The organism is Bradyrhizobium sp. 482_C4_N1_8 (genome assembly GCF_052075965.1).
Classification (GTDB): Bacteria; Pseudomonadota; Alphaproteobacteria; order Rhizobiales; family Xanthobacteraceae; genus Bradyrhizobium; species Bradyrhizobium barranii.
This window is the reverse complement of sequence record NZ_CP197231.1, coordinates 5,832,219-5,844,447: the sequence shown is the minus strand read 5'-3', so window position 1 is coordinate 5,844,447 and position 12,229 is coordinate 5,832,219. Positions and strand designations below refer to the sequence as shown.

10 protein-coding genes are annotated in these 12,229 nt (G+C 61.8%); 8 read left to right on the top strand and 2 right to left on the bottom strand.

Annotated features, from left to right (window positions below):
* Positions 1–9: 9 nt before the first annotated feature.
* From AB7Z56_RS28220 to AB7Z56_RS28195, 6 genes are all read left to right on the top strand, one after another.
* Entirely contained in the window at positions 10–1,218 is a 1,209-nt protein-coding gene (locus tag AB7Z56_RS28220; protein ID WP_231145244.1) for an aspartate transaminase, read from the top strand.
* Between the two features lie 144 nt (positions 1,219–1,362).
* Entirely contained in the window at positions 1,363–2,301 is a 939-nt protein-coding gene (gene nac, locus AB7Z56_RS28215; RefSeq protein WP_231145246.1) for a nitrogen assimilation transcriptional regulator NAC, read from the top strand.
* 163 nt (positions 2,302–2,464) lie between these two features.
* A complete protein-coding gene (locus AB7Z56_RS28210; protein ID WP_441256609.1) occupies positions 2,465–4,531 on the top strand; it encodes a hydantoinase/oxoprolinase family protein in 2,067 nt (688 codons plus the stop codon).
* A gap of 13 nt (positions 4,532–4,544) precedes the next feature.
* Positions 4,545–6,227: a hydantoinase B/oxoprolinase family protein gene (locus tag AB7Z56_RS28205; protein WP_085404129.1), complete on the top strand. Its 1,683-nt coding sequence runs from the start codon at positions 4,545–4,547 to the stop codon at positions 6,225–6,227.
* A 7-nt stretch (positions 6,228–6,234) separates the two neighbouring features.
* Positions 6,235–7,038, top strand: coding sequence for an SDR family NAD(P)-dependent oxidoreductase (locus AB7Z56_RS28200; RefSeq protein ID WP_085404128.1), 804 nt, complete (start codon positions 6,235–6,237; stop codon positions 7,036–7,038).
* A gap of 16 nt (positions 7,039–7,054) precedes the next feature.
* On the top strand, positions 7,055–7,756 hold the full coding sequence (locus AB7Z56_RS28195) for an HpcH/HpaI aldolase family protein (protein ID WP_085404127.1): 702 nt from the start codon (positions 7,055–7,057) through the stop codon (positions 7,754–7,756).
* Between the two features lie 888 nt (positions 7,757–8,644).
* Here the strand turns inward: AB7Z56_RS28195 and AB7Z56_RS28190 are convergent.
* A complete protein-coding gene (locus AB7Z56_RS28190; protein WP_084795198.1) occupies positions 8,645–8,914 on the bottom strand; it encodes a DUF2798 domain-containing protein in 270 nt (89 codons plus the stop codon).
* Positions 8,907–9,809: an NmrA/HSCARG family protein gene (locus AB7Z56_RS28185; RefSeq protein WP_063984120.1), complete on the bottom strand. Its 903-nt coding sequence runs from the start codon at positions 9,807–9,809 to the stop codon at positions 8,907–8,909. The genes AB7Z56_RS28190 and AB7Z56_RS28185 overlap by 8 nt, the downstream gene beginning before the upstream one ends.
* Positions 9,810–9,912: 103 nt before the next feature.
* Between AB7Z56_RS28185 and AB7Z56_RS28180 the strand changes: the two genes are divergently transcribed.
* Positions 9,913–10,806, top strand: a complete 894-nt coding sequence (locus AB7Z56_RS28180; RefSeq protein WP_441256608.1) for a LysR substrate-binding domain-containing protein — start codon at positions 9,913–9,915, stop codon at positions 10,804–10,806.
* A gap of 77 nt (positions 10,807–10,883) precedes the next feature.
* The gene (locus AB7Z56_RS28175) at positions 10,884–12,227 is read left to right on the top strand and encodes a 4-hydroxybenzoate 3-monooxygenase (protein ID WP_441256607.1); all 1,344 of its coding nucleotides are present in this window, start codon (positions 10,884–10,886) and stop codon (positions 12,225–12,227) included.
* The last annotated feature ends 2 nt before the right edge of the window (positions 12,228–12,229 follow it).

Genomic DNA, 12,229 nt, shown 5'->3' with positions numbered 1-12,229 from the left:
ACGACCACAGTGACGATCTTCGTGCCGGCCGCGCGCGTCTCGCGCATCAAGATATCCCCGACCACGGCCGCGTCCGCGCGCGTGCGCGAGCTGAAGGCCGCCGGCCGCGACATCGTCGACATGGCGATCGGCGAACCCGACTTCGACACGCCCGATCACGTCAAGGCGGCGGCGCATGAGGCGATCGATCGCGGCGAGACGAAATACACCGCGGTCAATGGCACCGTCGCGCTACGAAACGCGATTATCGCGGACTACAAGCGCCGCCTTGGTCTTGACTATTCGGACAACGAGATCTGCGTCGGCGGCGGCGCCAAGCAGATTCTGTTTCTCGCGCTGATGGCGAGCGTGGAGGAGGGGGCCGAGGTCATCATTCCCGCGCCGTATTGGGTCTCGTATCCCGACATGGTCATCGCCAATGACGGCAAGCCTGTCATCGTCCGCTGCTCCGAGAATCAGGGGTTCAAGCTGACGGCGGAGGCACTGGAGGCTGCGATCACGCCGCGCACGCGCTGGCTGATCCTCAATGCGCCCTCGAACCCGACCGGCGCGGCCTATTCCCGCGAAGACCTCAAGGCGATCGGCGACGTGCTGCTCCGCCATCCCAATGTTCTCGTGTTGTCGGACGACATCTACGACCAGATCTGGTACCGCGACGAGCCCGCGACTACCCTTGCCGCCGTGGTGCCGGCTCTGAAGGACCGCGTCTTGCTCGCCAATGGCGTGTCCAAGACCTACGCAATGACCGGCTGGCGGATCGGCTATGCCGCGGGTCCTGCGCCACTGGTCGCCGCCATCAACAAGCTGCAGTCGCAGATGTCATCTTGTCCCTCGTCGATCAGCCAGGCGGCCGCCGCGCATGCGCTGACCAGCGACCAGTCGTTCGTTCGCGATAGCGTCAAGCTCTACAAGGAGCGCCGCGACTATGCCTGCGCGCGGTTGAACGCGATCGCCGGCCTGTCCTGCCTGGTGCCTGATGGCGCCTTCTATCTCTATCCCGGATGCGCTGGGGTGATCGGCAAGACGACGCCTGATGGTAAGCTCATCGAGAGTGATCTCGATTTCGTGCTCTATCTGCTCGACGATGTCGGCGTAGCCGCGGTGCAGGGCGCTGCCTATGGGCTCTCGCCGTATTTCCGCCTATCGATCGCGACCTCGATGGGGGCGATCAAGGACGCCTGTGACCGCATTGAGAAGGCCTGCCGGGCGCTGCGCTGAGGGCAATCAAGCAAATCGGCGCGCAGGCGACGAAACCGATTGAAATCAACGGCGTAGATAAAGGATAGTGTCGATCCAGATCGTGTTTTCATGAACGGCCGCGCGGGCGTTGCCCGTCCGGTTCAGGACCAGCGTTCGACACAGATGAGCGTCGATTTCAGGAAGCTGAAGAGCTTCGTCAAGGTGGTCGATGCCGGCAGCGTCTCGCGCGCCGCCGGGCTGCTCCGCACGGCTCAGCCGGCGCTGTCGCAGCAGATCGCAGCCCTTGAAACTCACTTCAAGCACAAGCTGTTGCTGCGCAGCAATCACGGCATCGTCCCGACCGAGGCCGGCCTCATCCTCTACCGCCACGCGCAATTGCTGCTGAAGCAGATCGAGCAGGCACAGATCGACATCGATCAATCGACCAAGGCGCTGGCCGGGCGGGTGTCGATCGGGCTTGCGACCTATTCGGCATCGAGCACGTTGTCGCTGCCGATCTTGAAGGAGATGTCGACGCTGCATCCGCAGATCATCGTCCATATCAACGACAGCTTTGGCCATGTGTTGAGCGAGCTGATCATGACCGGCAGGATGGACATGGCCATGATCTACGGCTCCGGCCCGATCAAAGGCGTGAAGCTGCAGCCGCTGTTCCGTGAGGAGTTGTATCTCGTTTCGCCGGCGGGGCCTGTCGCGAAAAAGCCGACCGACGAGCCGCTGCCGCTGTCCGCGCTGGCCGACGTAAAGCTGTTGCTGCCGAGCCAGGGGCATTTCCTGCGGCGCTTGATCGATGAATCGCTGGCGCGGGCACGGGTGAAGCCGAATGTCGCCTCCGAGATCGAATCCGTCTCCGCGCTCGGTGCGGCCGTGACCGAGGGCCTCGGCTCGACCATCCTGCCGGCCTCGGTCGCAGCGACCGCGTCGAGCTTTGGCGGGGTCGAAGTGCGGCGGCTGGTACGTCCCGCGATCGAGGCGACCGTCTCCCTGTGTATTTCGGACCATCTGCCGCTGTCGGAGCCCGCGCTCGCCACGCGCTCGGTGCTTCTGACCGTGGTCGAGAAGCTGATGCGCAGCCACCCGCAGGGCATCAAAGCGGTCTAGGCAACACGGCTGCAGGCCAGAGTCCGGGCAACGCCGTGCGCGGCGGCTGCATCGCGCCGGTTTCGTCAGGCCATAAACAAAACCTATGGCGGCAGACGGGAGTTGTGGTGGTCGGCCGCAACCGCATTTTCTACCTTCGAAGGCAATCGCTTCGAGGACAAAGATGGCCAAGCTCGCATTCGATACCGGGGGAACCTTCACCGATTTCGCGCTGCTCGACGACAAGGGCGAATTGCATCTCCACAAGGTGCTGAGCACGCCGGCCAACCCAGCCGAGGCCGTGGTTCGTGGCGTGTCCGAGCTGCTCGAACAATTCGGAGACGACGTCGCTCTCGACGGGCTTCAGGTGCTCGGCGCCACCACCGTGGTCACCAATGCCGTGCTGGAGCGCAAGGGCGTCAAGACCGGCTTCATCTCGACCGCCGGCTTCCAGGACATGCTGCGTATTCGTAACGAAGGCCGTTACGATCTCTATGATCTGAACCTGAAATATCCCGACCCGCTGGTGACGCGCGCCAACAGCTTTGGCGCGGTCGAGCGTATCGCTGCCGATGGCGAGGTCATCACGGCGCTGGATGAGGAGACGGTCCGCGGGATCGCCGACCGGCTGCGCGAGGAGGGCATCAAATCCGTCGCCGTCTGCCTGCTGCACGCCTACAAATATCCTGATCATGAGCAGCGCATCGCCGCACTGCTGCGTGAAGAAGACCCCGATATCTTTGTGTCGCTATCCTCCGAAGTCTGCCCGGAGGTGCGCGAATTCGACCGGGCCTCGACTACCGTCGTCAACGCCTATACGCGGCCGCAGATGTCGGGACACGTCGCACATCTCGAGCGTGAGTTCGCCGCCAAGGGGATCAGTCGGCAGGTGCTGTGGATGACTTCGTCGGGCGGCCTCGTGCCAAGCAGCCGCGCCGCGGAGTTGCCGGTGCGCCTGATTGAGTCGGGTCCGGCCGCAGGCGCCGTCGCTGCGGCCGAATTCGGCCACATCGCCGGCGAGGGCAGCGTGCTGTCCTTCGACATGGGCGGGACCACCGCCAAATTGTGCCTGATCCCGAACGGCGAGCCGGCGGTCGGCACCGATCTCGAGGTCGCGCATTATCATCGCTTTCGCAAGGGCTCGGGCTTCCCGCTGAAAATCCAGTCGATCCGCATGATCGAGATCGGCGCCGGCGGCGGCTCGATCGCGGCGAAGAACCCGCTGGGCCTGCTCGATGTCGGGCCACGCTCGGCGGGCGCGATGCCGGGGCCGGCCGCCTATCAGCGCGGCGGAACCGAACCGACTGTGACTGATGCCGATATCCTGCTCGGCTATATGGGCACCGAATCCTTCGTCGGCGGCTCGTTCAAGGTGTCGAAGGACGCCGCACTCGCGGCGATGACAAAGCTGGCGGCTTCGCTCGACGTCGGCGTGCCCCGCTGCGCCTTCGGCATCCACGATCTCGTCAATGAATCCATGAGCAAAGCGGCGGCGGTGCACGCGACCGACCTCGGCGTCGATCCGCGCAGCCTGCCGATGGTCGCCTTCGGCGGCGCGGGCCCGGTGCATGCCTACGGCATCGCGCGCAAGCTCGGCATCAAGCGCATCATCTGTCCGACCGGCGCCGGCGTCACCTCGGCGATCGGCCTGCTGATCGCGCCGGTGGCTGTCGATCTCTCCGCGAGCTTTCCGATGCAGGTCGACAGTTGGGATTTTGTCGCGATGGATCGCCTGCTCGGCGATCTCGCAGCGCATGGGGCGGATGTCGTCCGTGCTGCAGGGGTTGCGCCGGAGACGATCACCAACACCTACACCGTCGACATGCGTCACGTCGGTCAGGGCCACGAGATCACGGTCGCGCTGCCGGATCGCAGCCTGTCGCCGAAGCAGTTCCACGAAGAGCTTCTCGCCAATTTCTACAAGCTGTACCGCGAGTTGTTCGGCCGCACGGTCTCGGGTTCATCGGTCGAGGTGATCACCTGGCGCCTGCGCTCCAGTAGTCAGAAGGATCAGGTGACCCGTCCGCACACGCGGCATGCTGCCGAGGCCAAGAAAGGTAACCGTTCGGTCTATTTCAGCGAAAGCGGCGGCTTTGTCGAAACGCCGGTCTACGATCACTACAAGCTGCCGGTCGGCGAAGAGATCAAGGGTCCGGCCATTGTCGAGCAGCGGGAATCCACCGCGGTCGTCGGACCGAGCGGCACGGCTCGCGTCGACATCAACGGCAATCTCGTGATCAACATCGCCTGAGGACGACGCACCCATGTCCGTGAACGCCGCCGATTTCAACGATCCCATCAACTTGCAGGTGATGTGGAATCGCCTGATCTTCATCGCCGACCAGGCCGACATCGTGCTCGGCCGCACCGCATTTTCGCCGATCGTGCGCGAGAACCACGACTACGTGACCGTGCTGCTCGACAGCCGCGGCCGCGCGCTGGCGCAATGCACGTGGTCGATCCCGGTATTCATCACCTCGCTGCCGGTTGCCGCACAGAAGTATTTCCTGCCGAAGTTTCCGGCCGGGACCCTGCAAGACGGTGACGTGCTCGCCACCAACGATCCGGAGATCGGCACCGGGCACCTGCCCGACGTGACGATGATCACGCCGATCTTCAAGAAGGGGAAGGTCGTGGCCTATGCCGGCTCGATCGCGCATCTGCCGGATATCGGTGGCGCTCCCTTGCATTCCGAAGCCAGCGACATCTTCGAGGAGGGCATCCGTTTCCCGATCGTGAAGCTGCACAAGGCCGGAGTTCCCAACCAGGACGTGCTCGACATCATTGCCGCCTCCGTTCGCCTTCCGACCGAGGTGATGGGCGATCTCGAATCCATGGTCGCGGCCAACAATGTCATGGGCCGCGAACTGGTGAAATTCCTCGACGAATATGATCTCGATGGCATCGACGAGCTGGCCGACGCGATCCACACCCGCTCCGAAGCGCAGACCCGCCGCGCCATCCGGCAATGGCCGAATGGCACCTATAGTGCCGAGGTGCTGCTCGACGGCTACGACACCGATGTGACGCTGAAGGCGGCCGTGATCGTCCGCGACGATTCCATTCACGTCGACTACACCGGAACATCCGCGCAAATTCTTCACTCGATCAACTGCCGGACCAATTATCGCTACGCCCATTCGGTCTACGCGCTGAAATGCCTGCTCGACCCGGACACGCCGAACAATGAAGGCTGCATCACGCCGATCACGGACGAGGCGCCGCTCGGCTCGATTCTCAATCCAGAGGAATGGACGGCGGGAAATTCGCGTAACCTGATCGGGCATGTCATCCCATCGCTGATTTTCAAGGCGTTGGAAGGCGTGGTGCCGGAGAAGGTGATGGGCGATAGCGGCGGCGCGCCGATCTGGGCCGCCAACTGCGTGGGACGGCGTGATGACGGTACGCAGTATGGTTCGGTGCAGAACTTTCACGGCGGGCAGGGCGCCCGCGCCGAACTCGATGGTCTCGACACCCTGAGCTTCCCATCTAATTGCAAGGTCACAGCGATCGAGATGTTCGAAATCGCCGTCCCCGCGCTCACCGAGTGCAAGGAGCTGATTCCTGACTCCGGCGGTGCCGGAAAGTGCCGTGGCGGCCTCGGCCAGCGCGTCGTGCTGCGCAATCTCGGGCGCAATCCGATGAACATCTATCTGGCGTCTGAGCGCGTGCGTCATCCCTGCTTCGGTGTCGTCGACGGCAAGTCCGGCAGTGCCGGCAAGGTGTACAAGAACGGGGATCCGCAATTTCCCAAGGGAAAGGTGGTCCTGAAGACGGGTGACCGTCTGGAGGTGGAGACGCCCGGCGGTGGCGGATGGGGACGGACGTCCCAGCGCTCGGCGGCCGCAATCGAGCTCGATCTAGCCGAGGGGTTGATTACGCAGGCGGCCGCGAGGCAGATTTACGGCTATCAGCGCTCAAACGTGGCGGCGACCGCCGCCGAATAGGAGCATCATGGGTCTGCTCGATGGAAAGATAGCGCTCGTCACCGGTGCCGGGACCGGGATTGGGCGCGAGACTGCGATCCTGCTCGCGCAGGAAGGCGCAACAATCGTCCTGACTGGCCGCCGGATCGATCCGTTGCGGGACGTCGTGGCTGACATCGAGAAGGCCGGCGGCAAGGCCGTTGCCCGCGCATTGGATGTCGCATCGCGCGATGCGATTCTGGAGACGGTCGGCTGGGTCAAGCGCAACGTCGGGACGATCGATATCCTCGTCAACAATGCCGGCAGCGCCAGCAAGGTGCTGAACGCGCGCTTCATCAGCGAAGCCGAGTGGAATGCCACGGTGAATGTCAACCTCACCGCGGTGTTCAACCTGACCCAGGCCGTGCTGGAGGACATGATAGCCAGGAAGGAAGGCACAGTGATCACCGTGTCGTCGCTGGCCGTGGTCAATCCGAATTTGCTCGGCGGCGCCGCCTATGGTGCAGCCAAGGCCGGCGTGAAGAACTTCATGAGCTTCCTACACAACACATATCGCAACCAGGGCATCCGTGCGACGACCATCCTGCCCGGCGAGACCGATACGCCGATCATGGACAATCGCGCCCGGCCGCCGCTCGAGGGCGAGCGGGCCGTGATGCTCCATCCGCACGACGTTGCGCGCGCGGTTCTGCTCTGCGCCAGCCTGCAAAAGGGCGCCGTGATCCCCGAACTGCACATCTGCCCGACCTTCATGCGCGACACCTCGGCCGATATCGAGGTCGCCCGCTGGGTCGGCGCGCCCGAAGGCCTCAGCGACAAGCCGAAGACCTGACAGAGAAGGATCTCCCATGAACGGAGCTAAATTGCGCGAGCGCCTCGCCAAGGGCGAGGCGGTCACCATGCTCACACCGCATCACGCCTCGTCGGGGCTGGCGGTCCGCCTGGTAGAGCTCGGGGCCGATGCGATCTTTGTCGATTGCGAGCACGGCACCTGGAGCTTTGAGGATGTCCGCGTGACCGCCCAGGCCATTCGCGGCGCGGGTGGCGCGGCGATCGTCCGGCCGCACTCGCATGAACGGCCTCTCCTGATCCGCTACCTCAACGCGGGTGCCGATGGGCTGATGGTGCCGATGGTCGATACCGCCGACCAGGCCCGGGCCATCGTCGACGCGGTGCGCTACGCCTGTCCTGCCGACTACGAGAAGCGGCTGGTCATCGCCATGATCGAGACGCCGCAGGCGATCGACAACATCGAAGAACTGACCGCGGTGGAAGGAATTGATGTCTTCTTCATCGGGCCCGGCGACCTCTCGCAGAACATGGGCTATCCCCCGGCGCCGCCGTTCGGTCAGCCGCGGCCGCAGGCCGTGATGGAGCGGGTCGCGCTTGCAGTGAAGAAGATCCGCGCTTCCGGCAAGATCGCCGGTACGCTCGTGACCTCGGACGAATTGCCGTCCTGGCTCGAGCATGGGGTACGGTATTTCTACATCCACTCGGATCCGTTTCTTCGCGTCGGACTGATGGGCGTCAAACGGATGCTCGGTCGGTGATGGGATCGCGTTGGCGTTCGGTGGCTGAAGCTAGCTTAAACTTCGCCATGATGGACTGGAGCGAGAGTTCAGGTTTTTCAGATGGTTAGAAGGCGGCGTGTGCGCGCCGTGTGCACCGAGAGATCATGAAAAATCTATGTGAGGCAAGTGTGGGCAGGCTCTCTTTGGATCGATGTGACGTCCACAAGAGCAACTGCATGTGTGTGTCTCCGCAGGAGCGGAGAACTCGCGTGAGGGCGCTTGAAAGCGCTCCCTCCAGCAGAACTCAGAGGTCGGCCGATCATGAGGAGATGTGTGAGCTGCAGCGAGGACAAGAATAGTCTTGGGGCGCCTCGTGTTCTCCCGGCGCATCTGATTCACCATGCGAAGTTCGCCGAACAGCCACGGATTCTCAATCAGCGGGTCCCGGGTTCGAGCCTTGGTGTGCCCACACCACTCGGACAATCACACACCTCCAGCGGCTCGCGGAGTTGTCATTCCAACAAGCCGAGGCAGCGGCTGTCGCGGCAGCAGCCCAGTTTTCGTCATGCCATCGATCAGTCCCGACGACGTCGACATTGAATAGTGCTGTGCTCGACGTCTCAACGTAAAACTGCACCTGCCAGTGAACGACGACGAAGCAGGCGAGGCTATGGACGATAAGCGGCAATGGCGCGGGTGAAGAGCTGATCGTGCGTTGAAACGCAACAATCCAAATCACGTCGCTCCGGATAAGTGCCCGTCGAACCGCCGCATACGGGCTTTTCTTTTCCCGTCGCGTTTGCCGATGGGCGTCTCCTCCTCTCTGGTGCTTCGCGAGGCGCCCTGTTAGACCAATCGGGCGTGCGTTCTTGTCTGTGAGACGAGGCCTCTTCGACCCCGGAGGTGCATCGCACCTGGGATCCCGGCTCAGCGAGCGGATGGTTCGACGATAGTGGATACTATCCGCCGGACGATCGGCAAAATGAGCATGAGACTGGGAAATGCGATCAGCCAGGAGGCAAACCATGCGCTGAGCCAATTGGTGAGGAATCCAGGACCCAGGCCCAGTCCTTTGACGGTGACGACCGCTGAGACGATGCCTGACATGAAGATAGACAAAACCAGGGGCGTGACGAGGCGCCCATAGGAGGGTGGAAGTTTCCTCAGCTGCAGGAGCGGATGCCGTGCTCTAGACATTGCTTGCCTCCGCCGGGTTCTCGGAAGCGGATTGATGCACGAGATCGCCGATATATTGCTCCATCGAGCGCGGCTCACGACCGAGCGCGGCGGATAACAAAAGACTGTTCCCTCCCAACCCATATTGTCGATAATGATTATGGACTTTCGATAGAAGCTCGAGCTGGTGATCGTCGTAGGGTAGGCGCGTAACCTTTGCCCATTCTTCAAAGTTGGGCTCCTCAGCTGTGACTGGCCGCCCAAGTTTCCGGGACATGATCGACACGATATCAATACGGCTGAACATGCCCGCGCAAAGCTCCAACGTCGCATAGTCCAGCTTCGAGTCCGTGAGTGCGGTGGCCGCGATCTCCGCGACATCGCGATAGTCGACTCTCGCAATCCGCTTTTCCTTCGGAAACGGCTCCGCAAACTTGCCCTCCCTGAGGATCGTCGGCCATGCGAAGCCGATGTTCTGCATAAAATTTGCGGGATGCAGGATCGTATAGTTGAGCCGCGAGGAATACAACGCGTCTTCGACAGGAATCTTGCTTGCGTGGTTCTTGAGGCCCGTGTTCGTCGGCTGGATAACCGATGAGAACACGAATTTGCGCACGCCGGCTCGCTCGCCGGCTTCAACCAGCGCAACGCCCATCGCAGCCTCATCGGGCGCGAACGCCGGCCCAATGTGGAAAATGCCGTCAACGCCTTCGGCTGCCTTGTTCAAACTATCCGCATTTCGCAAATCGCCAATTGCGATTTGCGCTGCACCACCGAGCCGCGCGACCTTGCCGCGCTCGGCATCTCTCACCAACGCGCGAACAATTGAATTTCGCCTCAAGAGTTCCGGGATCACCAGCCGGGCAAATTTGCCGGTGGCGCCGACCACGAGAACAACGGGCACGGTTTTTGTCATGCGAATTCTTCCTTCGATTTCTTTCCAGACGAAGTTACGTTGTCTCGAATGTCGAAACAATATGCGTTAAAAGTGACTCTCTCTCTTGAGATGCGAGATAATCATGACGCGTTTGGAAGACCTGGAAGCGTTTCTCTCAGTCGTCGATCATGGCAGCTTGACAGAGGCGGCGCTTCGCCTCGGCCGATCGCTTCAAGCCATCAGCCGTTCGCTCGCTTCTTTGGAGGAGGATGTCGGTGTTGTCCTGATCCACAGGACGACGAGACACTGTAGCCCCAGCGAGGCTGGCGGCGAATTTTATAGAAGGGTTCAGCCAGCAATTGCGGAAATACGGGAAGCCCGGGAACAAGCGGCCAGTCGGCGGCTGGAGCCCTCTGGGATATTGCGAATTGGCGCTCCCGTACTGTTCGGACCAGACTTTCTGGTCCCGATCATTGCGGAATATATGAAAGAGTTTCCACAGACGGAGATTGATCTTCAACTTTTCGACGGGTTTAGCGATCTGGCGGTCGAGCGGCTCGACCTCGCGATCCGCATCGCGGACCTCCCGGCCTCTGGTTTGCAGAGCAAACTGCTGGGCACGCTGCGCCGTGTGGTCTTCGGAGCGCCATCCTATTTTGCCCGGCGCGGTCGGCCCAAGCATCCTCAAGACCTGCGACAACACAACTGTCTTGTCCGGACGATAGATCAACAGGTCGGACAATGGTCGTTTCAAATCGACGGAAGGACTCGCCTCGTCAGAGTTCAAGGCACGTTTCGGTCGAATACGATGGCAGCCATTTACGCTGCGGCAACCAGCGGCCTGGGGCTCGGCTATTCACCGCTTTGGCAAATAAAGCACCTGGTCGCGACATCGAAGCTGAAAGTCGTGTTGGAAAACTTCGAACCGAAGCCCGTTCCCATTCATGCTCTCTGGTTGGAAAACAGACTTGCGCCCGCAAAGGTACGAGCATTCACGGATTTGCTGGCTTTGCGATTGAAACTGGACGATCTTTAGAGAATTCGTGGCGGTGATCGCAGCCTGCCGACGGTCTGCGCGACCTACGCTGAGGACCTTGGAATTCTTGCGAGACGTTGCCTGCGGAAACTGGGGCGTCGCCTTGCAATAATGTAGTTAGATCGGCGTATTTGATCTTTGCGCCTTGTGCCGTGGGTCCTTCTCGAACAAATCTGCACCGGCGGTTGTTCCACCAAGCTGTGCATTTGGTCGGTGGTTCGATGAATGCGGTGAGAAGTCTGAAGATGCGAACGCAAGTTGGAATCATTGGTGCCGGACCGGCCGGGCTTTTCCTGTCGCATCTGCTGCACCGGGCCGGAATAGAATGTGTCGTCGTCGAGGCCCAGAGCCGCCCTTATGTCGAAGGGCGTGTGCGCGCCGGCGTGCTCGAGCCGGGCACGATGGAGACTCTTGAAATGCTCGGACTGGACGCGCGGATGCGGCGAGAGGGCATGGTTGATGAAGGCCTCGACATTCGCTTTCGCGGCAAGAACATCCATCTCGATCTTCCCGGCCTGACCGGCAAGCGGGTGATGATCTACGGTCAGCAGGAAGTGGTTAAGGACCTGATCGGGGCCCGGCTTGAGGCGTCGCAGCCGCTGTTGTTCGAGGCGAAGGTCTCGCGGCTGTCGGATCTCGACGGCGACCGGCCCAAGATCCACTTCAGCCATGATGGCCGTGACGAGGTCTTGGAGTGCGATTACATCGCCGGCTGCGATGGTTTTCATGGCGTGAGCCGGCAGGCGCCGCCGCCAGGCCACATCATCAATTATGAGCGCGTTTACGATTTTGCCTGGCTCGGCGTGTTGTCGCGGTCGAGGCCACTCGGCGATATGACCTATTCGAACAGCGATCGTGGCTTCGCGCTGTGCAGCCGGCGTTCGAACGCGGTCTCTCGCCTATATCTGCAAATCGATGCCAACGACGATCACACATCATGGTCCGACGACCGGTTTTGGGGTGAACTGCACGCGCGTATGTTCGACGAGGACCGGACCGAGATCGTCGAGGGCGAGATCTTCCAGCGCGATATCGCGCGGCTGCGCTCGTTCGTTGCCTCGCCGATGCAATATGGCAGGCTGCTGCTCGCCGGCGATGCGGTCCATATTACGCCGCCCGCGGGTGCCAAGGGGCTCAATCTGGCGGTGGCCGATGTCCGCGTGATGGCGGCTGCACTGATCGAGTTCTACCGGACCGGCAACAAGAGCAGGCTCAACGGCTATTCCGAGAAGTGCCTGGATCGCGTCTGGAGGACGGTCCGGTTCGCGACCATGCTCACCGGCCTGCTGCACAGATTTCCGGAGCATTCGGCCTTTGAGCGAAACCTTCAGCTTACAGAGCTGGAGTACATCCTGGGCTCGCGGGCTGCCCAGACCACCATCGCCGAGCAATATGTCGGCACGCCTCTGGACCTGACCTGACC